The following is a 22923-nucleotide window of genomic DNA, read 5'->3' as shown; positions in this document are numbered from 1 at the left end:
TAGCCCTTCATGTCCACGCTAAGCGAAGAGAGCCGCCAGATCGTAGCTTCTCTGGCGCACCGTGTTGGTCCCACCGCTGATATTGCAGGCATCGCCGACGCGATCATTTCGATATTGCAGGACATGGACGCAGCACTCACGCCCATCATCGGGCAGCAAGGCTGTGTCGCACTGTTGCGCCGCAGCCTGCACCTCAGTGCCTCGTCCCATGCCCGCTTGGCCGGTACTTACGAGCATTTGCAGGCAACGCCCGACCGTGACGGCCTCAAGGCCGTATTGCTCGAGCAAAGTGAAGCCGATGCGCTGTTTTTCGGTGAGGTGCTGCTGACCACCTTCTACACCTTGCTCACCACGCTGATCGGACCCTCGCTGACCGCCCGTTTATTGCGCGACGTGTGGGCACCTTCTTTGAGCGACACCCCTTCGCAGGAAAATTCGCCATGAGCACCAAAGTAACTATCAACCGCCTGGCTACCGGCGTGCCAGGTCTGGACGAGGTGCTGGGCGGAGGTTTGCCGGAGTTTTCGTTCAACCTGATCGCCGGCCCGCCCGGCTGTGGCAAGACCACCCTGGCGCATCAGATGATGTTTGCCCTGGCGACACCCGAACGTCCCGCGCTGTTTTTCACGGTGCTGGGCGAGCCGCCGCTGAAGATGCTGCGTTATCAGCAGCAGTTCGACTTTTTCGACGACGAAGCGATCAACCAGTCGATCCGCTACATCAACTTGGCCGACGACACCCTGGCCGGAGACTTGGATGAAGTGCTGCGGCGCATTGTCAGCGAAGTGGAGGCGCACTCGCCGTCGCTGGTGTTTGTCGACTCCTTCCGCTCGGTGGTGATGGCCAGCCAGACCCAGCACAATCCCAATAACAACCTGCCGCAGTTCGTTCAACAACTGGGCATGTTGATGACCACCTGGCAGGCGACCACATTCCTGATTGGCGAGTATTTCACCGAGACCGACACCAACCCGATTTTCACCGTGGCCGATGGGCTGATCTGGATGCGCCAGAGCGTTGAACGCAATTCGATGGTGCGCAAGCTGGAAATCATGAAAATGCGCGGCCAACCGACTTTGCCGGGGCTGCACACCTTCCGTATCGCCAGTTCCGGCATCAAGGTTTTTGCGCCGGCCGCGCTGAACCCGGTCGATAAACCGATGACACTGCCTGTGCAACGCCTGAAAATGGGCGTGCCGCGCCTTGACGAGATGCTCGGCGGCGGATTGCCACGGGGTTATTCACTGCTGGTTGCAGGGCCTTCGGGGTCGGGTAAAAGCGTTTTGGCGGCGACTTTCCTGGCCGAGGGCGCGCGCAGTGGCGAAACCGGGGTTATCGCGGTGTTTGAGCAACGCCCCAACCACTCGCAAAACGCGGTGCTGGCCGATTTGATCGCAAGCGGGAAGGTCGGTTTGGTAGACAGTCGGGCGCCTGACCTGTCGATTGACGAAATTGTTCACTTGCTCCTCAGCGAAATCACCCGCTTGAGTGCCACGCGGGTGGTCATCGATTCGCTGTCGGGCTTTGAGCTGGCCCTCGCGCCGACGTTCCGCGCGGACTTCCGTGAGTCGTTGTCACGCATGGTCACCGCGTTGACCCGCGCCGGCGTCAGCGTGTTGATGACCTCGGAACTGGAAGACCGCTACACCGACCTGCGCTTCAGTCCCTACGGCACGGCGTTCCTGACCGATGCGATCATCGTGCAGCGCTACATCGAAGTACGCAGCCGATTGTTGCGCATCATGGCCGTGGTCAAGGTGCGCGCCAGTGCTCACTGCGATGAGTTGCGCCAATACCACATCAATGACGATGGCCTGCAGATCGGCGAGATGCTGCCTGATCAGGAGGGGCTGCTGGGTGGTCGCCCGACTACCCGGCGCACAGGGAGTGACAATGTTTGAGCTGACGTATGAATAACGGCGCCGGAGAAGACGAGCGCAGGGTCGCCAATGCGGCCCACGAACTCTTCCTGCTCGGTCGCAAAACCGTTAAAGCCCGCGCCGTGTTGGCTGCGCTGCAGGACCAGTTGAGCGACGCGAACAATCGTCTGGAGGACGCTCAGCACGTCGAACAATTGGTCGAAGCCAATCAGCAGTTGGTGCTGGCAATACTCCTTGCGCAATCCGATGCGACTGCGGCGCCTCAGGCCGAAGAGCAGCAGCTGTTCCAGGAACTGCGCGAAGCGAATGCGCAGTTGGTAATCGCCGCGCTCAGCGCTCAGGACCTTCAGGGCACCGCCGAACGTGCGCTGGGCCAGCAGAAAAGTATCCTGGCGATGGTGGCCCATGAACTGCGCAACCCGCTGACACCCATCAGCATGATCGCCGAGCGCATGGTCAGGTTGCCCAGCGACCAACTGCCGCGCATGCGTGAGTTGATCGAAGGCCAGGTTCAGCATATATCCCAGCTGGTCGACGACCTGCTGGATGTGTCGCGCGCCAGCACCGGCAAGCTGCGCATCCACTGCCGTGAGGTGGACATGCTGCGCATCCTCAATGCTGCTGTCGATACCTGTAGTCCAGTGATGATCGCGCGTAACCAGCAATTTGATGTGGCGCTTCCCGACGCTAGCCTGCTGATGAACGGCGACCCGGTGAGGCTTGCGCAGATACTGCACAACTTGCTGGGTAACGCAGCCAAGTACACCCAAGCGGGTGGCAAAATCTCGATGGTTGTCACCGTCGAGGCCGAGCAGGTGAGGATCAGCATTTGTGACAACGGCATCGGTGTGACCGCCAAGGCTTTGCCGTTCATTTTTGATCCTTACGTGCAAGACGCACACGCTATCGGTTTCAACAGTGCTGGCCTGGGTATTGGCTTGACCGTCGTGCGCGAACTGGTGGAAGCCCACGGCGGCACGGTGACGGGCGTGAGTGAGGGCCACGGCAAGGGCAGCGAGTTTGTGGTGATGCTGCCGCTATTGGCATAACGGGGCGAGCGCGCGGCACCAAATTGGCTTATGAGGGTCCATAAGCTCCGCCCGATCGCCTGAGGTCGCGCGTCTGTCGGCTCAGCGCCTCGGAGCCTGTCGTCCGTTTCACCCTCACCATAAGATCTAACGCATGTACCTACGCAACATTGCAGTCGGGCTGTCGGCCCTTGTTTTGCTTTGCGCCGCTGTCGACGCTCGCAGCCTGGCCAATCCCTATTCCCCCGCGCAGCAACGCAGTTCGTTTGAAGGTTGCGCGCAACTTTTCCCCGCCACCACGCCGATCAAAACCGCCACCGTCCCGGCATCGATGAAGCCTCTGGCGCTGTGCTCCGACACCTTTGCGGTGCTGTACTCGCAAACCAGCAAGACGCCGCTGGTGGTGGTCGAACGTCTGAACGCCGCGCAGTTGAAAGACGCCAAAGGCGAGGAACGCACCAACCAGTTCTACCCCGACCCACGCATTCCCAAGGCGGGGCGCGCGGAGTTGAGTGACTACCGCAGCCAGCATCCGGCGGTGGACCGCGGCCACCAGGCTCCGGCCGCTGATGCGCCTGACGCCCACGCCATGGCCCAGTCGTTCGCGCTGTCGAACATGGTGCCGCAAGACCCGACCAACAACCGCAAGATCTGGAGCAAGGTCGAGGCCGACGTGCGCAAGTTCGCCAAGCGTGCTGGCGGCGATGTGTATGTGTTCACCGGCCCGTTGTTCGATGCTGGCTACGGCACCATCGGGGACAACAAGGTCTGGGTGCCGACGCGCCTGTTCAAGCTGGTGTACGACGCCTCCAGCAAACGTGCCTGGGCGTATGTGCTGCCCAATGCCGAGACGCGCATTCAAAAACCGATGGATTACGAGACGTTTGTGAAGAGCACCGGGCTCAGGTTGTTAGGGGATCTTCCGGTGTCGGGGTCGGTGGGGCGGGGTTGACCAAGCCTCTTTTTCCAATGGCATATAGATTTTTTGTGGTGAGCGGGCTTGCCCCGCGCTGGGCTGCGAAGCGGCCCTAAATTCTGGCGACTCGGTTTAACTGACGGTGCTCGGTGTTTTTAATGGGGCCGCTTCGCAGCCCAGCGCGGGGCAAGCCCGCTCACCACAACAAGCCCGCTCACCACAATGTCTTGGGTTGGGGTTTATACTCGCGCCCATTCAAACCTACCGAGATACCCCATGAGCACCTCCGTTCCTCTCGCTCCCGCGCGCAAGCCCGTTGCGCCGTTGGTGGCCTTTATCCTCCTGGTGCTGGGCGCCTTGTTCCTGCAAAACAGCGTCGGCTCGCACCAGGTGCTGTTACTGGTGGTTGGCGCGGCACTGGGCTTGACCCTCTACCACGCCGCCTTTGGGTTTACCTCGGCCTGGCGCGTGTTCATCAATGATCGCCGTGGCGCCGGTTTGCGTGCGCAGATGGTGATGCTGGCGATCGCGGTGCTGTTGTTCTTCCCGGCGTTGGGGGCGGGCAGTTTGTTCGGGCAGCCGGTGGTCGGGCTGGTGGCGCCGGCCGGGGTGTCGGTGGTGTTTGGGGCGTTCATCTTTGGCATCGGCATGCAGTTGGGCGGCGGGTGTGCGTCGGGCACGCTGTTCACTGTGGGCGGCGGCAATGCGCGCATGCTGGTGACGTTGTTCTTCTTTATCTGTGGTTCGCTGATCGCCACGCACCACGTGGACTGGTGGTTTGCGCTGCCGGCCTTCCCGGCGGTGTCCATCGTCAAGAGCTTTGGCGTGGTGCCGGCGATGGGCCTGAGCCTGGCGGTGTTCGCGATCATTGCGCGGGTGACCGTGCGCCTGGAAAAGCGCCGTCATGGTCAATTGGAGGAGGGCGTGAAAAGCGAGCACCAAGGCCTGCGCCGCTTCCTGCGCGGACCGTGGCCATTGGTGTGGGGCGCCATCGGCCTGGCTTTGCTCAACTACGCCACCCTCGCATTGGCGGGTCGACCATGGGGCATTACCTCGGCGTTTGCGCTGTGGGGCGCCAAGGTCGCCAGTGGCTTGGGTGTGGACGTAGCCAGCTGGGCGTTCTGGCAGATGCCGGGCAACGCCAAGGCCCTGGCTGCACCGGTGTGGGAAGACATCACCAGCGTGATGGATATCGGCATCGTCCTCGGCGCGTTGTTGGCCGCCGGCCTGGCCGGGCGTTTCGCCCCCAGCCTGAAGATTCCGGCGCGCTCACTGGTGGCTGCGGTGATCGGCGGCCTGCTGCTCGGCTACGGTTCGCGCCTGGCGTACGGCTGTAACATCGGCGCGTACTTCAGCGGCATCGCCTCGGGCAGCCTGCATGGCTGGGTATGGCTGGTGGCGGCGTTCATTGGCAACAGCGTGGGTGTGCGTCTGCGACCGTTTTTCTTTGCGGGTGAGCGGCCGCAGGTGGCATTGAGCGGTTGCTGAATCAGCTTTCCGGGGCACTGTCTGGCGCCTGAGCCGCTTCAGCCGCCAGCTTTTCGCGGTCCGCCTTGCTGATGTATTTATCCTTTTTCTTCGGCGCCAATTTCGCGTTGGCCTTCCTGGCTTTTTCCTTGAAGAGCTGCTGGAGTTTTTTCTGGCGGTTCATGTGGTTCTACCCGGGTTATTCAGGCTCGGGATGATACCAGCTTCGCTCACTGGGTCGCTTTTTAGCGCCGATCTGTGCATTGAATCGCCTGTCCTTTCGCCAATAATCGGGTGCTCCACCGCACAACGGAAGTCACCAGATGAGCCTCCACACTCGTACAAAACGCCTGACCGTCCCACAATTGGTTGCCATGAAAGGGCAGCAGAAAATCGTCTCTCTGACGGCTTACTCCAGTGCCATCGCCAAGCTGATCGATCCGTTGGTCGATTTCATCCTGATCGGCGATTCCACGGCCATGGTCGGTTATGGCCGGCCTTCGACCTTGAGCATGCAGCTTGAAGAAATCATCGGCCACACCCGCGCCGTGGTCGACAGCACGCGCCTGGCGTGTGTCATTGCCGACATGCCGTTTGGCAGTTATCAGGAATCCAACGAGCAGGCCTTTCGCAATTGCGCCCAGGTGCTGGCGCGCACGGGCTGCGATGCCGTGAAGCTGGAGGCCAACCAGGCCTTGGCCGGCACTGTCGAATTCCTGGTGGCGCGGGGTATTCCGGTGATGGCCCATATAGGACTGATGCCGCAATTCGTCAACGTGATGGGCGGCTTCAAGGCCCAGGGCCTCACCGCTGAAGCCGGCGCGCGGATTGCCGAGGACGCACGGGCCAATCTGCAGGCGGGGGCGTTCAGCCTGTTGCTCGAAGGCGTGGCTGAAGGCGTGGCCCGTCAGATCACCCTCGACTCGAAAATGCCGACCATCGGCATCGGCGCATCACCGGCCTGCGACGGCCAAGTGCTGGTCACTGAAGATGTGCTGGGCCTGGGCGGTGAACACCTGCCGCGCTTCGTCAAACAGTACGCGGATGTGGGGGCATTGATCCGCGACGCCTGCGAGCGGTTTGCCGAAGACGTTCGCCACGGCCGCTTCCCAGAGGCACGGCACTGCTACGGGCTCTGACGAACCGCGCGCGACAACTGCTCCACGGCCTGGGCGATATCCTTGCTCCAATCGAGGGTGAAGCTCAGGCGCAGGTGCTGTTTCCAGCTGCCTTGCTGGCTGAACAGTTCACCGGGGGCGATGACGATGCGCTCGGCCAGCAAGCGTTCGAGCACCTGGCGCATGTCGACCGGGTGCGTCGCCGCAAGCCAGAAGCACGCGCCGCCTTGCGCAGTCATGACCTCAAAGGCGCCCTGGGCGTATTCGTCCAGCAGGTTTTTCATGCGGATCATGCACTCGTGCAGCAAGGCCCGCAGCTTGTGCAGGTGCGCGTCGATGCGTTTGGAGGTGTAGAGCTTGGCGATCGCTTTCTGACGGATCGGTGAGAGGCGAAACGCCCGCTCCAGGAACAAACGCTGCAACTGCGGCCCACATCCACGGCACAGCACATAACCATAGGGGGCTTCCGAGCCGATCACCTTGTCGAAGGTCGAGAACACCAGCAGCTTCTGAGGGTCGGCAAAGTCGCGATAGCGCGCCGGTTGGGGCGCGAAATACAAGTCGCCGTACGTATCGTTTTCGAACAACCAGATAGCCCGCTCCGCCAGCCACCGGCAGACCTGCTGCTTATCCTCGGCGGGCATGCGGCTGCCGTGGGGAATGTTCACAGTGGATGACAGCACTGCCAGGCGGACGGGCGTATGTTCGAGCAGTTCATTCAAGGCCAGCAGGTCGAAACGACCGTCGTCGTCCAGGTTCAGTTCGATCACCCGGATGTTCGCCGCCTGCAACTGGCGCAGGATCGCCCACGAACACGGCGACTCTACTAGCGCCACGCTGCCTGCCAGGTCCAGGGCGTTGAGCGCCAGCTCCAACACACTGTGCAGGTCCGCACCGATATACACCTGATCGGCCTGCCAGTAGTTGCCCGTGGAACAGGTGTAGCGTTCAGCCAATGCCGCGCGCAACTCGGGCTCGCCGAAGGGCAGGTACTGCGGTGTCAGGGCGCGCGGGTAGTGGCGGGCCAGTTCGCGCTCGATCATCAGCAGCGGGTTTTCCAGCGACAGCAGGATGGCCGGGACGTCGGCGCTCAGGGCCAGCATGCCCGGTTGGCGGGAGTTGGCGAAGACCTGGTCGAGCAGGTTGGATGAGCGTTCAGTCGATAAAGGCGCGGGTATCAACCGCGTGAAATAACCGAGCTTGGGCCGGGCGTAGATCCGTCCCTCATCCTCCAGCAACGAATAGGCGTATTTGGTGGTCGACACCGACACGCCGAGGCGCTGCGCCAATTGGCGCAGGGACGGTAGTTTTTGCTCGCTTTGCACGGGGCCGGCCTCGATCAACTCGACGAGGTAGCGGTACACCGCTTGATAGGCGAAGGCGGTGTCCTTGGGGTTAGCCATGCGTACTCAAGAGCCGACGGCCGTGTGCGCGTCAGCGCTCTGCGGCTTATGCATGACAAACGTTGCTTTTACCCGTCTGGAGACCAGCATGTAAGGCACCCATATGAACAAGGCAATCAATGTCCGTGCCAGCTCTTTTGTCGTGTTGGCGTCGAAGATGGGTTCATCTACAAACACTAATGAGCACACCCAGGCATCGAGCGGAATGAACACCGCCGAAGCAATCACCGTCGCGATATAGACCTTGGGAAATAGATAGTGCTCGGTGATGAAGAGGTAAATGAGGTACGCGTAGGTAGCGACAAACAACACATTAATCAGCGCTTCCGACACCAGAATCGGCGCCCACAACGGGTTGTACAACTCAGTTCCAGGCGTCGACATCAGGGTAAAGGAGCCATCCGCAAAAATAGGGTAATGCACCGCAAGCAGGCTATAGGCCGTGCGGGAAATCGAGATGACCAGGCCTATTACAATGAGCACGAGCCAGCCTCGTAACCCTCTCAACTCTTGGCTTTCTTGCATGTTGCGCTCCATGGGTGATTCAGTTGATCAATGGCTGAACGATTGCTGCAAAAACGCAGTCATCAGTCCTACCACCTGTTGTTGGATCTCTGCCCTTGGCCGAGCCCCGTCTCCATCCCGGCAAATCATGCCATCGCCCGGCGAACTTTCTTCAATCAGCTCCATGCCGCCCGGCTTGCAGATCGACATGAACGTGAAGTGAGTGGCGTCGCCGATCTCCACGTACTGGGTCGAGGCTTTGGGCAGGCGCTTGACCAGCGCGGCGGACTCCAGGTTAGGGTCCATATCTTCCGTGGGCACGCCACCCGCGATCACCAGCGCCGGTACGGAAAGTGTGGCCAGACTGGCGTCGGTGAAGCCGGGCGCGAGGCCCAGGTCCAGGGACACAATGGCGGTGACGCGTTTGTCGCTCAAGTCAGCGGCCAACTGGACTTTGCCTTCGGGTGTGCCGGCGGGGTTCATCTCGTGGTAACCCATGCAGCCGCCGAGCTTCGGGTGTGCGTCGCAGGCTTGGGTGAACAGATCGGGATCGAAACGCGCGCCGGCAATCTCAAGCACGGTCCAACCGCCGAGGGAGTGGCCGACGGCGGCAATGCGATTTTTTGCCACCGCGCCAAATTGCTTGGGCTGGGCCAGGACCGCATCAATGGCACGGCTCAGGTCGGCCGGGCGTTTCCATAGTTGAGCGGCGGCCTGCGGGCTGCGATCTTTGGTGGTGGTGCCAGGGTGGTTGACTGCCGCTACGATGTATCCTTTGTGCGCCAAGGCACTGGCCAACCACACCTGTTTGCCCCAATTACCGCCGTAGCCGTGGGAGAGCACGACCAAAGGATGCTCACCGGCAGCCGGTGGTGCATCTGTCACAGCGAGGGCGCCGATGAACACCCCGTTGTCGGCGATCAGCTGGGGTTTTGCGCTGGTTGCAGCAGCGGGATACCAGACCACCATTTCCAGCGGGCGGCTGGTCTGCGCGTCGGGCAGGGTGGTGGTCTTGAAGCCGACAGGGCTTTCGGCCGCGAGGGCGGGCGTGGTCAGGCAAAACACAAGCAGGGCGCGCAAGGCGGTTTTCATTGTTGTTATCTTCCTTGATTTTGGTCGCGCATCATTACCTGAAACCGATCGTCTGGGTACCCCCCTTTACCCTTGGTATTTGCCAACCCAACCCCATAACTTGCCTGTATCCATTGCGCGGAAGAACCGACCATGACCAACCCAACCGAAACCGCCATCCTCGCCGGCGGCTGCTTCTGGGGCATGCAAGACCTGTTGCGTCGCTACCCCGGCGTGCTGCACACCCGCGTCGGCTACACCGGCGGCGATGTGCCGAATGCCACCTACCGCAACCATGGCAACCATGCGGAGGCGATCGAGATCGTGTTTGACCCGGCGGTAATCAGTTATCGGCAGATTCTGGAGTTCTTCTTCCAGATCCATGACCCGAGCACACCGAACCGACAGGGCAATGATCTTGGGCCGAGTTATCGCTCGGCGATCTATTACCTGAGTGAGCAGCAGCGTGACATTGCCGAAGACACGGCTGCGGATGTGGATGCATCGAAGTTATGGCCAGGGCGGGTGGTGACGGAGATTGAGCCGGCGGGGCCGTTTTGGGAGGCAGAGCCGGAGCATCAGGATTACCTGGAGCGGATTCCCAACGGGTATACCTGCCACTTTATTCGGCCGAACTGGAAGTTGCCGAAGCGGGGTTAAGGCGACGCATCGGCAGAAAATTAAAAGGGGGGCGAATCAATCCGCCCCCTTCACCGTTAGCCAGCACAACTCTGCTTGTCGATTTCGAATCGCCCAACCTCTTTTACGTTTTTACTGCCAAAAATGTAAATGAAGGTGCCGCCCAGTGTGAGGATTGACGAGTCTTTTGGCATCTGCGCGGCGCAAACTGCCTGGGTGATGTCTGAGAGTGTTGCGTCCAGGTCAAAGCTATCAGGCTGGGTGTCGTAATTGACCAACGTGTAATAGAACCTTATCGCGTGGCTGTTGGCCGCTTCCGCCCGGTCGAACCTTATGTCCTCGTTGACCATTCGATTACGAGCCGTCGTTCGCGCGGTCAGGATGATCAGGTCGCTGAGGTAGCTGGGTTTGCTGGGCTCGGGTGTCTCTTCGAAGGCCTGTTTTATCAGCACGCCGGCCAAACCTGCAAACAGCAATCCCCACGCCGAATACCAAAACACCTTCTTGGTTTTTTCTGTTGCCACGTCATCGTTTCCTTGTGTCCCAGGGCAGCACTATCGGCTGTTCCCTGGCTAAATCCATGGGGTAATAGAGCCCATGTTGACACAACACCGATGAGTCGAGAAAACACCAAACCATCGTCAGGGCGTCAGGATTTGCCGTACGCCATGTACTCATTCTGCAACACGATGTGGTCCGCTACATACTTCGCGTCGTGCCACACCCCGTAGATAAACGATGACGCGCGGTTGACCAGATTCGGCAGGCCTAAAAAGTAAATCCCGCTTTGCGCCGAGATCCCGCGCTTGTGGAACGGCTCGCCTTTCTCATCGAATGCATCGACCTTCAACCAGCTGAAATCGAACGTGAAGCCAGTGGCCCAGAGGATTGTGGTCACGCCCGCTTCTGCCAGGTCCAGGCTCAACACTGGGTTCACCAAACACTCAGGATCTGGCAACAACTCCCAGGCCTGCGGTTCCGGGGGAAACGGCAACCCGTTCGCTTCGATATAGGCATCTGCATCGCGCAGCACATCAAAGTAGGCGCGATCCCCTTGAGCCACGTTCTCGGCCAAGCCGGGTTGGAAGGTCATGACGCCGTCTTTCCAATCCTGGGTGACGCCCACCAAGTGAATCCCTTGGTGCGCCAGGCGGCGGAAGTCGACTGTCTTGCCGCCTTCGTAACCGCTGACCGCAAAGGCCACGTGCTTCTTCTTCGGCTGGATTTTGACTTCATCCCACAGGCCCAATGCACCCAGCCACCAGCAGTAGTCACGGCCGCGATAGGCGCGGGGAGGGCGGTAGTGTTCGCCCACCGAGAGGTACACGGTCTTGCCGGCCTTTTGCAGTTCTTCGGCGATTTGCGAGCCGGAGGCGCCAGCGCCGACGACCAGCACGGCGCCCTCGGGGAGTTGGCCGGGGTTCTTGTAGGTGCAAGAGTGCAGTTGATGCAGCGGCGCGGTGCTCGGGACGATGTTCGGGATGGAAGGGCGCTGGAACGGGCCGGTGGCGGCGACCACATTGGCGGCTTCGATCACGCCGGTCGATGTGGTCACCTTGAAGCCCGGTCGTCCCACATGACGCTCTACCTGCTGCACCTCGACGCCAGTACGCACGGGGGCCTGCAATTTGTCCACGTAGGCTTCGAAGTAGTCGGCCATACGCTCTTTGGGGGGGAAGGCTTCCGGCGAAATGCCTTCGAATGTGAGGCCGGGAAACCGGTCATGCCAGGCCGGCCCGTTAGCGACCAGGGAGTCCCAGCGCTCTGAACGCCAGCGTTCGGCGATGCGGTGGCGTTCCAGCACGATATGCGGCACGCCCATCAGCGACAGGTGTTCACTCATGGCGACGCCGGCCTGGCCTGCGCCGACGACCAGGGTGTTGATGGTTTCTACTGACATGGTCGGTTCCCGAGGATAGGTTAACTATTTGTGGTGAGCGGGCTTGCCCCGTGCTGGGGCGCGTAGCGGCCCTGATCAAGTCATGGCGTTCTTTCAGGCAAACCTCGCTGTCAGGTGTGGGGCCGCTTCGCACCCCAGCGCGGGGCAAGCCCGCTCACCACAACAGCTCGGCTGTCTCTGAAGCTTATGTTTCTAAAAGCTCGGCCACGGCCGTGAGTGCCAGTTGGTAACCCAGCGCCCCCAACCCGGCGATCACACCGGTGGCGGCCTTGGACACGTAGGAGTGGTGCCGGAAGCGTTCGCGCTTCCAGATATTGCTCATGTGCGCTTCGATGATCGGACCGTCGAAGGCCAGCAGCGCATCAAGGATCGGCACCGAGCTGTAGCTGAGCCCGGCGGCGTTGATCACGATGGCGTCGGCGTTCAGTCGTGCCTCTTGAATCCAGTCCACCAGCACGCCTTCATGGTTGCTTTGGCGAAAATCCAGGGTCAGGCCCAGGGTCGCGGCGAGGTCTTGGCAGCGGGCTTGGATGCTGGCGAAGCTTTCGCTGCCGTAGGTGCCGGCTTTGTCCAGGCCGTAGAGGTTGGCGTTGGGCCCGTTGAGGAAAAACACAGGGTGGGTCATGGCGTACTCCAGGTTATTCAGGGCTGCCAGTCATCCGGCACAACCGCAATCACGTCGATTTCCATCAACCACTCCGGCTGGCCCAAGCCCGAGATCACCAGCCCGGTCGAGATCGGGAATACGCCTTTGAGCCACTTGCCGACTTCCTGGTACACCGGCTCGCGGTAGCGCGGGTCGATCAGGTAGGTGGTGGTCTTCACGATGTGCGACAGATCAGAACCCGCCTCTTCCAGCAGTTGCTTGACGTTCTTCATCGCCTGTTCCGCCTGGGCGCGTGGATCGCCGAGACCAACCAAGTTGCCGTCGAAATCAGTGCCGATCTGGCCGCGCACATAAATGGTGTTGCCGGCGCGCACGGCTTGGCACAGGTCGTTGTCCAGCGTCTGGTTGGGGTAGGTCTGTTGGGTGTTGAACATGCGGATGCGGGTGTGGGTCGGCATAACGGCAACTCATGGGAAGCGGGATGCCGCTAGCTTCACACTGGCCCGGTTACGACGAAACCAGCATTTGTGCGGGGTAGTGCTTAGGAAAAACCGAAGCCCGTGCAACTCATCGCCTGGCGCCTGACCCGGCACGAACCCTGCAACGCTTCCGGTACAGTCATTGTTGAGGGGCAGGCGTGATGCTCAGTCGTATTACTCAGCGTCAACTGGAGTATTTCGTTGCATCGGGAGAGGCAGGCAGCATCAGTGCTGCCGCTGAACGCATCCACGTGTCGTCGCCGTCGATCTCGGCGGCGATCACCCATATGGAGGCCGAGCTGGGCATCCAGCTGTTTATCCGCCACCACGCCCAGGGCATTTCCCTCACGGCGGTGGGGCGCCTGGTGATGCAGGAAGCCAAGCTGATCCTGGAGCAGATGACCAACCTTTACACCATCGCGTCGGAGTCCTTGAACACCGTGCGCGGGCCGTTGCGGGTCGGCTGCCTGGCGTCGCTGGCGCCGATGATCACGCCGGAATTGGTGTTTGGTTTCGGCCGTGCGTTTCCTGGCGTGCGGCTGACGCAAGCCGAAGGCAACCACGAAGAGTTGCTGGAAAAACTGCGCAGTGGCGAGCTGGATATCGCCCTGACCTACGACCTGGTGACCAGCCCGGACATCGACTTCCAGCCCCTGGCACAGCTGCCGCCCTATGTGATGGTCGGCGAGTATCACCCGCTGGCGAACTCGCCGGCTGTGAGCATGCAAGACCTTGAGGCCTACCCGGTAGTGCTGCTCGACACGCCCTGGAGCCGCGACTATTTCCTCAGCCTGTTCATCCAGGCCGGCACCACGCCGAATATCATCATGCGTTCCACCAACCTCGAAACGGTGCGCGCCATGGTCGGCAATGGGATCGGCTATTCCTTCGCGAATGCGCGGCCGAAATCGAACCTGTCTCAGGACGGCAAGCGCGTGATCCGCCTGCGCCTGGCGGGCGCCCACCGGCCGATGCGCCTGGGCTACGCCACGGCCAGCAACACTCAGCTGTCGCGCGTGGTGTCGGCGTTTGCCGAGCGCTGCCGCATGTTTGTGTCCGACCAGTACATCCCCGGCATGGCGCCGCCGAGCTTTTTTGATCCGCATGCAGTGCGGGTCTTGAGTGGGGTGAGCTGAGCTTGCACCAAATACAGGCGCCGGCTGCATTGTGGTGAGCGGGCTTGCCCCGCGCTGGGGCGCGGAGCGGCCCTAAAATCTGCTGGCGAGTGATGACTTATAAAAAGGTGGGCTGGATTGGGGCCGCTTCGCGCCCCAGCGCGGGGCAAGCCCGCTCACCACAGCATGCCCAGTCACCACAGAAAACAAGCGCCCTGGCACTGCATAGGTTCTCCCTACTCAAAGGGCCGGCTTTTACGAATTGACCCAAGTGCCTCCCCCCCACGACTCTGAACCCATCGATGTAGATCAACTTCTCAGGGCACAGCGACGATGACATTCGACTGGAATTACATGTTTGGTTTGCTGGGCGATGCCGAGTTCTGGCGCGCGACGTGGACGGTGATCAAGCTCAGTACCCTGACCTGGGTCTTGAGCATCGGCCTGGGCTTTCTGCTGGCGCTGGCCAAGCAATCCAGGCACGGCCTGCTCAGCGTGCCGGCGCGTGGTTATATCTGGCTGTTCCGCAGCCTGCCGCTGCTGGTGCTGCTGATCTTTATCTACAACCTGCCGCAAGCGTTGCCCGGCACCTCGGCGATCCTGGCCGACCCGTTCTGGTCCGGCCTGCTGGCGCTGGTGATCTGCGAGACCGCCTACGTGGCCGAGATCCATCGCGGTGGCCTGCTCTCGATCCCCAAAGGGCAGGGCGAAGCGGCGCGGGCGTTGGGCCTGAAGTTCTTCGGCACGCAATGGCGCGTAGTGATTCCCCAGGCATTGCGGGTGGCGTTGCCGTCGCTGGCCAACGAGTACATCTCTATCGTCAAGCTCACCTCGTTGGTGTCGGTGATTTCGCTGACCGAGATACTGATGGTCGGCCAGCGTCTGTATTCGCAGAACTTCCTGGTGATCGAGACCATGGCGGCGGTGGCGTTTTTCTACGTGTTTATCGTCACGGTGTTCGACTTCCTGCTTAAACGCCTGGAGCGCTTTCTCGACGTCAACCAGCGCAACGTCTCCCGTGTTCCCGATGCAGCGGTGCTGGCCCTGGCCACCCAACAGCGCATCGCCTTGGCGCGCCCGGCCAGCAACGGCGAACCCGCGTTGCAAGCCGCACGGCTGCACAAGGCCTACAACGATATCGAGGTGCTGGGCTCGGTCAACCTGCAGATCCAGCCCGGCGAAGTGGTGTCGGTGATCGGCCCGTCCGGCTCTGGTAAAACCACGCTGATCCGCCTGCTCAACGGCCTTGAACAACTGGATAACGGCGAGATCAGGATCAATGGCCTGCCCTTTATTCACCTGAACAAAGTCGGCGCGCAGAAACCCCAGTACATCGAGCACGCCGAACATCGCCTGAACATCGGCATGGTGTTCCAGAGCTTCAACCTGTTCCCGCATTTGAGCGTGCTTGACAACCTGCTGATGGCGCCGAAATACCATCGGCTGGGCACGACGTCTGAGCTCAAGCAGCAGGCCTACGCACTGCTGCACAAGGTCGGCATGCTCGACCATGCCTGGAAATACCCGCACCAGCTGTCCGGCGGCCAACAACAACGCGTGGCCATCGCCCGCGCCTTGATGATGCGCCCGCAGATCATGCTGTTTGACGAGCCCACCTCGGCCCTCGACCCGGAGAAAGTCAACGAAGTGCTGCAAGTCATCGAAGCCCTGGCCGAGGAGGGCATCACCATGGTGATTGTCACCCACGAGATGAACTTCGCCTTCAAGGTCTCCGACCGCATCGTGTTCATGGAGAAGGGCCGCGTGGTCTGCGACGACACGCCGGGCGCCTTGCGCAGCGGCCACAACCCACGCGTAGAGGCGTTCCTCAAGGACGTCTCGCTGGCGTGACCTTTCAACGTTCAGGAAAAACACAATGATCGAGCAAGCGCAAATCGAACAATTCCAGCGTGACGGTTTCTTGGTGGTCGAAGGCGTGCTGTCGCCGGAGGAAGTGGCCGCGTTGCAGCACGATTTCGACCAGTGGGTCGAAGAAAGCCGCAGCCACGCGCAGGGCTGGGGCGCCACCGTCGATGGCCGCGAGCGTTTTGATCTGGAGGGCGATCACCGCGCCGATCACCCGTCGCTGCGCCGGGTCAGTTCGCCCACCGAGATTTCAGCGGCCTATGAGCGTGTGGCGTTGCACTCACGCATGGCGGCGATTTCCGCGCAGTTGATCGGCGCCCACGGCACGCGCTTTCACCACAGCAAGATCAACTCGAAACTGCCCCATACGGCGACCCAGGTGAAGTGGCACCAGGACTTCCTGTTCACGCCCCACAGCAACGACGATATCGTCACCGCCTTGCTGATGGTCAGCGAAGTGACCCCGGAAAACGGCCCGCTGAACGTGATCCCCGGCAGCCACAAAGGCCCGCTGTGGTCACACTGGCAGCACCAGCGTTTTACCGGTTCGGTGGACGACGCTGTCGTCGAAGAACACTGCCAGCAAGCGGTGGCCTGCTACGGTCCCGCGGGCTCCGTGTGCTTCATGCACACCCGCCTTTTGCATGCTTCCAGCCCTAACGAGACCGAACTGCCGCGCACCCTCTTCATCAGCGTGTACGCCGCTGAAGACGCGCTGCCATTCGGCGAAAACCCTCTGCCCAGCGCACATGCCGGCCTGCTGGTGGCCGGTGAAGAAAGTGGCTTGGTGCGTTCCACGGACAACCACATGCGCTTGCCGCAAAAGCCCCGTGGCGCTTCGTTCTTCGTGCAACAGGCCGGACAAGACTCAGCCACTGCCTAGCCACATTCCTTGCTACTTACTAAAACCTTGCAGGTAATCACCATGACAGCGTTTCGTAAAAGTGTTCGTCCCCTTGCCGTGTGCCTGCTGGGCGCTGCGGTTGCGATGACTTCGTTGGCGGCTTCGGCGTTCCAGCAGGACGGCAAGATCATCGCCGGTTCCGACGTAACGTTCTTCCCGTATGAGTACATGGATAACAACAAGCCCGCAGGCTTTGACATCGAGTTCATGGACGGCCTGGGCAAGGTCATGGGCCGCAAGGTCGAGACCCTCGACACGCGTTTCCCCAACCTGATCACCGGCTTGCAAGCCGGGCGTTTCGATGTGACCAATTCGTCGATGTACATCACGGCGGAGCGGGTCAAGGTCATCGACATGATCCCTTACCTCAAGAGCGGCGAGTCGATCCTCACCCTCAAGGACAGCAGCTTCCAGCCCAAGACCCCGGAAGAGTTCTGCGGCCACAAGATCGGCTCGATGGGCGCCACGTCGTGGTTGGCACAGATGAACAAGCTGTCGGCCGAGTACTGCGTGGCCAAGGGCCTGAAGCCGATCCAGATCAGCGAATACAGCACCGACCCGCAAACCACCCAGGCCCTGCTGGCCCACGCGGTTGAAGCGCAGATCACCGACGCTGCCGTGGCCCGTGGCGTGATCGACAAGCTCGGCAGCCGCGTGGTGATCTCGTCCGACACCCTGATCTACCCGGTGCTCAATGGCTTCGGCGTGAAGAAGGGCAATGACACGGTGAAAAAAGCCTTGCTTGAAGGCCTGGAAAAATACCGCGCTACGCCTGAGTACGCCGCTTTGCTCAAGAAGTACAACTTCGAAGCGCCGACCGATGCCGACATCGCGGCACTGATGCCGAAGTAAACCTATCAGCGCGTGCCGCATTCGCGTGCGGCCGCGCCCTGCGGAGACCGATTCATGGCGTTATCCCACGAAGACCAGACGCGCATCGACCTGGCGGCGACCTTTCGCATCATCGCGCACCTGGGCATGCATGAAGCGGTGGCCAACCATTTCAGCGCCGCCGTATCGGCCGATGGCAAACAGTTTTTGCTCAACCCGAAGTGGAAGCACTTCTCCCGTATCCGCGCCAGTGACCTGTTGCTGCTGAACGCCGACGATTCATCCTGTGCCGATCACCCGAATGTGGACGCCACCGCCTGGTCAATCCACGGGCAAATTCATCGGCTGCTGCCGCAAACCCGCGCGGTGCTGCATTTGCACCCGGTCTACACCACCGCTGTGGCATGCCTGGCCAAGCCGCATATCCCACCGATCGACCAGAACACCGCGCGCTATTTCAACCGCGTGGCGGTGGACGAGCTGTACGGCGGCATGGCCGACACCGAGGCCGAAGGCGCGCGCCTGGCCGGGCTGCTGGATGGCAAGAGTCGGCTGCTGATGGGCAACCACGGCGTGATGGTCACGGCGGGTTCCATCGGTGAAGCGTTTGACGATATCTGGACCCTGGAGCGCGCCTGCCAGATCCTCGTCACCGCCTGGTCCACCGGGCAGCCGTTGCGGGTGCTGTCCGATGAAGTGGCGGAAAAAACTGCGCGCGGCTGGGAAGGTATTGCCGATTTCTCGCGTCAGCACTTTGAAGAAATGAAGCAGTTGATGATCGACGCAGACCCTTCCGTGCTCGACTGAGGACTCCACATGACTTTTTCCGTTGTCGCCCGCTGCGCCGAGACGGGCCAGTTGGGTATCGCCATCAGCTCATCAAGCATTGCGGTGGGCGCGCGTTGCCCGTGGCTACGGCCCGGCGTGGGCGCGGTGGCGTCGCAGAACATCACCTTGCCCAGCCTAGGCCCCCAGGTGCTGGACCTGTTGGAACAGGGCTTGGCGCCCAGTGAGGCGCTGGCCGCCTTGGCTGGGCAGGATCACAGTGAATATCGCCAGGTGACGGTGATTGATAACGCAGGCCGCACGGCGCATTTCAGCGGCGCGCAGACCCTGGGTATTCACAACGCGGTGAGTGGCGAGCAATGCGTGGCGGCGGGGAACATGTTGGCCAACCCCTGCGTGATCGAGGCCATGGTGACGGCGTTCGAAACGACCTCGGGGCACCTTGCCGATCGCTTGCTGGCCGCGATGCACGCCGGCGTGGCGGGCGGTGGTGAAGCCGGGCCGGTGCATTCGGCGGCGCTGGTTATCGTCGATGACCTCTTGTGGCCCATCGTCAACCTGCGCGTGGACTGGGCGGATGAAGACCCCATCGGCGCCCTCGACCAGCTCTGGCAGGCTTATCGTGGGCAGTTGCAGGCCTACATCGACCGCGCCATCAACCCACAGGTCGCACCCGGCTACGCCGTACCGGGAGACGACCGATGAACAGCCGCGACCTGCTGGCGCAACTGGTGCGTTTTGACACCACCAGCCGCGAATCCAACCTGGCCTTGATCGACTTTGTGCGCACGTACCTGCAGGACCACGGCGTGGCCTGCGAGTTGGTGTACAACGAACACAAGAGCAAGGCCAATCTGCTCGCCACTATCGGCCCGGCAGACGTGCCCGGCATTGTGTTGTCCGGGCATACCGACGTGGTGCCGGTGGATGGGCAGCGCTGGAGCGTGGCGCCGTTTGACCTCACCGAGAAAGACGGCAAGTTGTACGGCCGTGGCACGGCGGACATGAAGGGTTATATCGCCTGTGTGCTGGCGTGTGTGCCGGCCCTGGCGAAGGCTTCGCTGCGCATGCCGGTGCACATTGCGCTGTCGTATGACGAAGAAGTCGGTTGCCTGGGTGTGCGTTCGCTGATCGAGCGATTCCATGGGCAGCCGGTCAAGCCGCTGCTGTGCGTGATCGGCGAACCCACCGAACTCAAGCCGGTATTCGGCCACAAGGGCAAACTGGCGATGCGTTGCCACGTGCACGGTGCGGCGTGCCATTCGGCCTATGCGCCGACGGGCGTGAATGCCATTGAATACGCCGCGCGCTTGATCAGCGAACTGGTGCGGCTCGGCGAAGCGCTCAAGGCGCCGCAGCATCTGGATCAGCGTTTCGATCCGGCATTTTCCACGGTGCAGACCGGCCTTATCAACGGCGGCAAGGCCCTGAATATCGTCCCGCAGGACTGCAGTTTCGACTTCGAAGTGCGCTCCTTGCCGACTCAGGATCCCTGGCAGGTCGCCCGGCAATTACAGGTATACGCCGAGCAGACCCTGCTGCCGGCGATGCGGGCGGTGAGTGGGCAATCGGCGATCAGTCTCAGCGAGTTGTCCAGCTATCCGGGGTTGGCCACGTCGCTGGAAAGTCAGGCCGCCGAGTGGGTGGCGCAGTTCTGCGGCTCAAGGGAATTCGGCACCGTGGCTTTTGGCACTGAAGGTGGGCTGTTCGACCAAGCCGGCATTCCCACGGTGGTGTGCGGGCCGGGCAGCATGGAGCAGGGGCACAAGCCGGACGAGTTCATCAGCGTGGCGCAGTTGCAGGCGTGTGATCGGATGCTGGCGCGGGTGCTGGGGTTTGTGAGCCGCCCTGCAAAAACGCGTTAGCCGTTTTGGGGCTGCTTCGCAGCCCAGCGCGGGGCAAGCCCGCTCACCACAGCAAGCCCGCTCAACATACAGAGGCCCGCTCAGCATAGGGCCAAGTTATGGCCGTTATACCTTCGCCACGCCTACTCGCCACTGCGCAGGCGGCAAAATCCCATTCACCAGGTAATTCCCCACAATCCGCGATTTGTACACGCGCGGGTTGTGGTTCGCCAGGGTTCGCGCGTTTCGCCACAGCCGGTCCAGCGCCTTGTTACTGGCGGTGGCACTGGCGCCCAGTGCATCGAACAGCGCCGTGGTGGCCGCCAGTGTCGCATCCACCACCGGGTTCACTGCCAGGCACACTTCCAATTCAGCCAGCGCAATCTGCGGATCGTCATCGTGCAATGGCTGGTCATGGGCGATCACATACCGTGCGGTGTGCTCCAGCCGTTGCGCCGCTTGCTGGGCGATGGCTTGCGCGGCGTAGGCTTGGCTGGCGACTTCACCGATCACCTGCAGCAGTTGTACGTCCTGGCCGGCGGTGTCGGCATTGCCGGTGGTGAAGGTGCGCGCGCGTTGGCTGAGTTCCTCGGCACCGCTGAGGGCGGCGCGGCGGGCGATGCCGGCGAGGGTGCTGAGGTGGTAGAGCTGGAAGAACGACTGGCCGTGGCCAAAGCGCTGTTGGGTGGGGCGTACATCGTCATCCACCACGGGCGCATTGTCGAAGATGCAGGTGCCGCTGGCGGTGAGGCGTTGGCCGAAGCCATTCCAGTCATCGACGATCTGCACGCCGGGGGCCTTGAGGTCGACGACTACGCTGTAGATCGTGCCGTCTTCGCCCGTCGCGATGGTGTTGATCAAGTCGCTGTAGAGCGCGCCGGTGGTGTAGAACTTTCTGCCGCTGATGCGCAAGGCGCCGGCTTCGTCACGGTGCAGGCGGGTTTCGAAATCGCCACGGGCCTGGTTGCCGACTTCAGTGCTGCCGGGAGAGAGCAGGGCACCCTGGCCGAGCCGGTCCAGCCACTTGGCGCGCCAATCCAAGTCCTTGGCGCTGAGCACGTCTTCGCAAAAACCGAAGTGCCCGCGCAGGGCCTGGGTGATGTTGGAGTCGGCGGCGGACAGCTCTGTGAGCAGCGCCAGCAACTCGACCAACGTTGCATCCTGGCCGCCATAACTGGCTGGCAGGCGCCAGCGCGGCAGGCCCAAGGCGTTCAGTTGCTGGATCACGGTGGCGAGGCTGCCGCGTGTCTGATCCGCCACCGCCGCCTGCGCGAGAATCTGCGCAAAGAGCGGGCGAAACGGTGCGGCCAGTTGTTCGTAACGGGCAGTGGGCGGTGCGCCCCAGATGTTCAAAGCGGGAATCGACATGCAATGGACCTTGCAGAAAATGGTTCAGGTGCTGGGGTCCAGTGGTCTGGTGAGCTCACCCTAACTCAGGCGCGGCGAAGTTTTTAATACGAAAAGCAGCTAGCGACCTGTACGACGGTTCTATCGATAGTGCCCAACAGTATTAAACCCCGCGCTTTTATTGCGTTAGCTTCTACGACCAACGACCAGACTGCACGCCCACGGATGGTTGAACCAACCCTCCAACCCTGTGGGATTTTCCATGATCAACCGTCGAACACTGCTGTCTTTGCTGGGCCTGGCCTTTCTTGCTTTGTATGGGCCATCGGCCGGCGCCGCAGAACCGCTGACCCTTACCGTGGGTGACCAGTTCTTCTCCAACCGCATCGTGCTGGAGCTGTCGGGCGAGCTGAAAGACTTGCCTTATAAAATCGACTTCAAGCGCTTCAACACCGGCTCGCCGGTGGCCTCGGCCGTGGCCAGCGGCGCGCTGGACGTAGGTATCGTCGGCGACACCCCGGTGATCAGCCTGGCCGCCAATGGCGCACCGGTCAAAGTCGTCGCCAGCACCCAGACCAGCCTCGACGGCGTGGGCATCGTCGCGCGCAAGGGCATTCAGTCGGTGGCCGACCTCAAGGGCAAGACCGTCGCCATCTGGAACGGCTCATGGAGCCAGCAACTGGCCTATAAAGCGCTGGATGAAGCCGGGGTGCCGCGCAGCAGCGTTCACTTCAAATACCTACTGCCGGCCGAGGCCAGCCTGGCGCTGACCCAGGGCGACATCGACGCCTTCGGCACCTGGGAACCCTACGTGTCGCTGCAGGAAAAAGAAGGCAGCACGCTGATCCGCAACGCCAAGGGCCTGATGAGCGCACCGACCTACATCGTCGCCTACGAGCCGGCGCTGGCGCAGAAAAGCGCGATCATCAAGGACTTCATCGCCCGCCTGACCCGTGCCCGGGTGTGGAGTAACACGCACGTGGATGAGTACGCCGAAGCCTGGTCGAAGGCCAACCAGTCGGCGCCGGAAATCGCCAAAGTGTGGTTCAAGCGCGATGCGATCAAGGTGCTGCCGATCTCGCCGACGATCATCAGCGAGGCCCAGGCCACGGCGGATTTTCTGGTGGATGCGCAGATGTTGAAGCAGCGGTATGACGTGGCGCCGTTGTTTGATCGGGTGCTTTAAATCCTTGATTGTAGGAGCGAGCTTGCTCGCCA

The 22923-nt window shown here is 61.6% G+C and carries 24 protein-coding genes; 15 read left to right on the top strand and 9 right to left on the bottom strand.

From position 1 onward, the window contains the following. Positions 1 to 9 precede the first annotated feature (9 nt). The 5 genes from RB216_RS19905 (at position 10) to RB216_RS19885 (ending at position 5312) form a co-directional block, all read left to right on the top strand. Positions 10 to 444 (top strand): hypothetical protein, encoded by a 435-nt coding sequence (locus RB216_RS19905; RefSeq protein ID WP_122687114.1) that lies wholly within the window; start codon positions 10 to 12, stop codon positions 442 to 444. Then, positions 441 to 1901: an ATPase domain-containing protein gene (locus RB216_RS19900; RefSeq protein ID WP_028617207.1), complete on the top strand. Its 1461-nt coding sequence runs from the start codon at positions 441 to 443 to the stop codon at positions 1899 to 1901. Before RB216_RS19905 ends, RB216_RS19900 begins: the two co-directional genes overlap by 4 nt. 8 nt (positions 1902 to 1909) lie before the next feature. Continuing rightward, a complete protein-coding gene (locus RB216_RS19895) occupies positions 1910 to 2929 on the top strand; it encodes a sensor histidine kinase (protein ID WP_068932093.1) in 1020 nt (339 codons plus the stop codon). A 133-nt stretch (positions 2930 to 3062) separates the two neighbouring features. Next, entirely contained in the window at positions 3063 to 3860 is a 798-nt protein-coding gene (locus RB216_RS19890) for a DNA/RNA non-specific endonuclease (protein WP_308907783.1), read from the top strand. Between the two features lie 240 nt (positions 3861 to 4100). Next, positions 4101 to 5312, top strand: a complete 1212-nt coding sequence (locus tag RB216_RS19885) for a YeeE/YedE family protein (protein WP_308907782.1) — start codon at positions 4101 to 4103, stop codon at positions 5310 to 5312. Between the two features lies 1 nt (position 5313). Here the strand turns inward: RB216_RS19885 and RB216_RS19880 are convergent, their stop codons facing one another. Further along, complete coding sequence (locus tag RB216_RS19880; protein WP_068932091.1) at positions 5314 to 5475, bottom strand: DUF2986 domain-containing protein; 162 nt, start codon at positions 5473 to 5475, stop codon at positions 5314 to 5316. Between the two features lie 139 nt (positions 5476 to 5614). On the opposite strand from RB216_RS19880, the gene panB reads away from it, so the two are divergent. Further along, complete coding sequence (panB, locus tag RB216_RS19875) at positions 5615 to 6430, top strand: 3-methyl-2-oxobutanoate hydroxymethyltransferase (RefSeq protein ID WP_068932090.1); 816 nt, start codon at positions 5615 to 5617, stop codon at positions 6428 to 6430. Here the strand turns inward: panB and RB216_RS19870 are convergent. The 3 genes from RB216_RS19870 to RB216_RS19860 are packed head-to-tail and all read right to left on the bottom strand — an operon-like array spanning position 6418 to position 9408. Next, the gene (locus tag RB216_RS19870; protein ID WP_236321105.1) at positions 6418 to 7812 is read right to left on the bottom strand and encodes an aminotransferase-like domain-containing protein; all 1395 of its coding nucleotides are present in this window, start codon (positions 7810 to 7812) and stop codon (positions 6418 to 6420) included. The two genes, panB and RB216_RS19870, sit on opposite strands and share 13 nt — an antisense overlap. 6 nt (positions 7813 to 7818) lie before the next feature. Next, the gene (locus tag RB216_RS19865; RefSeq protein ID WP_308907780.1) at positions 7819 to 8337 is read right to left on the bottom strand and encodes a DUF2569 domain-containing protein; all 519 of its coding nucleotides are present in this window, start codon (positions 8335 to 8337) and stop codon (positions 7819 to 7821) included. Between the two features lie 27 nt (positions 8338 to 8364). After that, positions 8365 to 9408, bottom strand: a complete 1044-nt coding sequence (locus tag RB216_RS19860) for an alpha/beta hydrolase family protein (protein WP_236321106.1) — start codon at positions 9406 to 9408, stop codon at positions 8365 to 8367. Positions 9409 to 9540: 132 nt separating this feature from the next. Here RB216_RS19860 and msrA point away from each other — a divergent pair, with 132 nt between their 5' ends. Further along, positions 9541 to 10047 carry a peptide-methionine (S)-S-oxide reductase MsrA gene (msrA, locus tag RB216_RS19855; RefSeq protein WP_028617199.1) on the top strand — a complete coding sequence of 169 codons (507 nt, stop codon included), beginning with the start codon at positions 9541 to 9543 and terminating at the stop codon, positions 10045 to 10047. Between the two features lie 56 nt (positions 10048 to 10103). Here the strand turns inward: msrA and RB216_RS19850 are convergent, their stop codons facing one another. The 4 genes from RB216_RS19850 to RB216_RS19835 form a co-directional block, all read right to left on the bottom strand. Further along, a complete protein-coding gene (locus RB216_RS19850; protein WP_028617198.1) occupies positions 10104 to 10550 on the bottom strand; it encodes a hypothetical protein in 447 nt (148 codons plus the stop codon). 125 nt (positions 10551 to 10675) lie between these two features. Then, entirely contained in the window at positions 10676 to 11926 is a 1251-nt protein-coding gene (locus RB216_RS19845; protein ID WP_236321108.1) for a flavin-containing monooxygenase, read from the bottom strand. 184 nt (positions 11927 to 12110) lie between these two features. Next, positions 12111 to 12551 carry a type II 3-dehydroquinate dehydratase gene (locus RB216_RS19840; RefSeq protein ID WP_028617196.1) on the bottom strand — a complete coding sequence of 147 codons (441 nt, stop codon included), beginning with the start codon at positions 12549 to 12551 and terminating at the stop codon, positions 12111 to 12113. Positions 12552 to 12568: 17 nt separating this feature from the next. Then, the gene (locus tag RB216_RS19835; protein ID WP_028617195.1) at positions 12569 to 12991 is read right to left on the bottom strand and encodes a RidA family protein; all 423 of its coding nucleotides are present in this window, start codon (positions 12989 to 12991) and stop codon (positions 12569 to 12571) included. A gap of 182 nt (positions 12992 to 13173) precedes the next feature. Here RB216_RS19835 and RB216_RS19830 point away from each other — a divergent pair, with 182 nt between their 5' ends. From RB216_RS19830 to argE, 7 genes are all read left to right on the top strand, one after another. Continuing rightward, positions 13174 to 14148, top strand: a complete 975-nt coding sequence (locus tag RB216_RS19830; RefSeq protein ID WP_028617194.1) for a LysR family transcriptional regulator — start codon at positions 13174 to 13176, stop codon at positions 14146 to 14148. A 312-nt stretch (positions 14149 to 14460) separates the two neighbouring features. Then, positions 14461 to 15978, top strand: coding sequence for an amino acid ABC transporter permease/ATP-binding protein (locus RB216_RS19825; protein ID WP_068932084.1), 1518 nt, complete (start codon positions 14461 to 14463; stop codon positions 15976 to 15978). Between the two features lie 25 nt (positions 15979 to 16003). Further along, entirely contained in the window at positions 16004 to 16876 is an 873-nt protein-coding gene (locus RB216_RS19820; RefSeq protein WP_068932083.1) for a phytanoyl-CoA dioxygenase family protein, read from the top strand. Positions 16877 to 16918: 42 nt separating this feature from the next. Continuing rightward, complete coding sequence (locus RB216_RS19815; RefSeq protein WP_068932082.1) at positions 16919 to 17749, top strand: ABC transporter substrate-binding protein; 831 nt, start codon at positions 16919 to 16921, stop codon at positions 17747 to 17749. Positions 17750 to 17803: 54 nt separating this feature from the next. Next, complete coding sequence (locus RB216_RS19810; protein ID WP_028617190.1) at positions 17804 to 18535, top strand: class II aldolase and adducin N-terminal domain-containing protein; 732 nt, start codon at positions 17804 to 17806, stop codon at positions 18533 to 18535. Positions 18536 to 18544: 9 nt separating this feature from the next. Next, the gene (locus tag RB216_RS19805; RefSeq protein ID WP_068932080.1) at positions 18545 to 19219 is read left to right on the top strand and encodes a DUF1028 domain-containing protein; all 675 of its coding nucleotides are present in this window, start codon (positions 18545 to 18547) and stop codon (positions 19217 to 19219) included. Further along, positions 19216 to 20379 (top strand): acetylornithine deacetylase, encoded by a 1164-nt coding sequence (argE, locus tag RB216_RS19800; protein WP_308907779.1) that lies wholly within the window; start codon positions 19216 to 19218, stop codon positions 20377 to 20379. The genes RB216_RS19805 and argE overlap by 4 nt, the downstream gene beginning before the upstream one ends. 105 nt (positions 20380 to 20484) lie before the next feature. On the opposite strand, the gene RB216_RS19795 is transcribed toward argE, so the two are convergent. Next, positions 20485 to 21726 (bottom strand): acyl-CoA dehydrogenase family protein, encoded by a 1242-nt coding sequence (locus RB216_RS19795; RefSeq protein WP_308907778.1) that lies wholly within the window; start codon positions 21724 to 21726, stop codon positions 20485 to 20487. Between the two features lie 241 nt (positions 21727 to 21967). Here RB216_RS19795 and RB216_RS19790 point away from each other — a divergent pair, with 241 nt between their 5' ends. Beyond that, positions 21968 to 22891, top strand: coding sequence for an ABC transporter substrate-binding protein (locus RB216_RS19790; RefSeq protein ID WP_308907777.1), 924 nt, complete (start codon positions 21968 to 21970; stop codon positions 22889 to 22891). The last annotated feature ends 32 nt before the right edge of the window (positions 22892 to 22923 follow it).

The organism is Pseudomonas canadensis (assembly GCF_030980095.1).
In the GTDB taxonomy this organism is placed as follows: domain Bacteria; phylum Pseudomonadota; class Gammaproteobacteria; order Pseudomonadales; family Pseudomonadaceae; genus Aquipseudomonas; species Aquipseudomonas canadensis.
The sequence above is the reverse complement of the archived record's forward strand: the minus strand, read 5'-3'. Positions and strand labels throughout refer to the sequence as shown.

Bases quoted from the DNA above. Each gene is read 5' to 3' on its own strand.
- RB216_RS19905 (WP_122687114.1), top strand. From the start codon at position 10: ATGTCCACGCTAAGCGAAGAGAGCCGCCAGATCGTAGCTTCTCTGGCG.
- RB216_RS19900 (WP_028617207.1), top strand. From the start codon at position 441: ATGAGCACCAAAGTAACTATCAACCGCCTGGCTACCGGCGTGCCAGGT.
- RB216_RS19895 (WP_068932093.1), top strand. From the start codon at position 1,910: ATGAATAACGGCGCCGGAGAAGACGAGCGCAGGGTCGCCAATGCGGCC.
- RB216_RS19890 (WP_308907783.1), top strand. From the start codon at position 3,063: ATGTACCTACGCAACATTGCAGTCGGGCTGTCGGCCCTTGTTTTGCTT.
- RB216_RS19885 (WP_308907782.1), top strand. From the start codon at position 4,101: ATGAGCACCTCCGTTCCTCTCGCTCCCGCGCGCAAGCCCGTTGCGCCG.
- RB216_RS19880 (WP_068932091.1), bottom strand. From the start codon at position 5,475: ATGAACCGCCAGAAAAAACTCCAGCAGCTCTTCAAGGAAAAAGCCAGG.
- panB (WP_068932090.1), top strand. From the start codon at position 5,615: ATGAGCCTCCACACTCGTACAAAACGCCTGACCGTCCCACAATTGGTT.
- RB216_RS19870 (WP_236321105.1), bottom strand. From the start codon at position 7,812: ATGGCTAACCCCAAGGACACCGCCTTCGCCTATCAAGCGGTGTACCGC.
- RB216_RS19865 (WP_308907780.1), bottom strand. From the start codon at position 8,337: ATGCAAGAAAGCCAAGAGTTGAGAGGGTTACGAGGCTGGCTCGTGCTC.
- RB216_RS19860 (WP_236321106.1), bottom strand. From the start codon at position 9,408: ATGAAAACCGCCTTGCGCGCCCTGCTTGTGTTTTGCCTGACCACGCCC.
- msrA (WP_028617199.1), top strand. From the start codon at position 9,541: ATGACCAACCCAACCGAAACCGCCATCCTCGCCGGCGGCTGCTTCTGG.
- RB216_RS19845 (WP_236321108.1), bottom strand. From the start codon at position 11,926: ATGTCAGTAGAAACCATCAACACCCTGGTCGTCGGCGCAGGCCAGGCC.
- RB216_RS19840 (WP_028617196.1), bottom strand. From the start codon at position 12,551: ATGACCCACCCTGTGTTTTTCCTCAACGGGCCCAACGCCAACCTCTAC.
- RB216_RS19835 (WP_028617195.1), bottom strand. From the start codon at position 12,991: ATGCCGACCCACACCCGCATCCGCATGTTCAACACCCAACAGACCTAC.
- RB216_RS19830 (WP_028617194.1), top strand. From the start codon at position 13,174: ATGCTCAGTCGTATTACTCAGCGTCAACTGGAGTATTTCGTTGCATCG.
- RB216_RS19825 (WP_068932084.1), top strand. From the start codon at position 14,461: ATGACATTCGACTGGAATTACATGTTTGGTTTGCTGGGCGATGCCGAG.
- RB216_RS19820 (WP_068932083.1), top strand. From the start codon at position 16,004: ATGATCGAGCAAGCGCAAATCGAACAATTCCAGCGTGACGGTTTCTTG.
- RB216_RS19815 (WP_068932082.1), top strand. From the start codon at position 16,919: ATGACAGCGTTTCGTAAAAGTGTTCGTCCCCTTGCCGTGTGCCTGCTG.
- RB216_RS19810 (WP_028617190.1), top strand. From the start codon at position 17,804: ATGGCGTTATCCCACGAAGACCAGACGCGCATCGACCTGGCGGCGACC.
- RB216_RS19805 (WP_068932080.1), top strand. From the start codon at position 18,545: ATGACTTTTTCCGTTGTCGCCCGCTGCGCCGAGACGGGCCAGTTGGGT.
- argE (WP_308907779.1), top strand. From the start codon at position 19,216: ATGAACAGCCGCGACCTGCTGGCGCAACTGGTGCGTTTTGACACCACC.
- RB216_RS19795 (WP_308907778.1), bottom strand. From the start codon at position 21,726: ATGTCGATTCCCGCTTTGAACATCTGGGGCGCACCGCCCACTGCCCGT.
- RB216_RS19790 (WP_308907777.1), top strand. From the start codon at position 21,968: ATGATCAACCGTCGAACACTGCTGTCTTTGCTGGGCCTGGCCTTTCTT.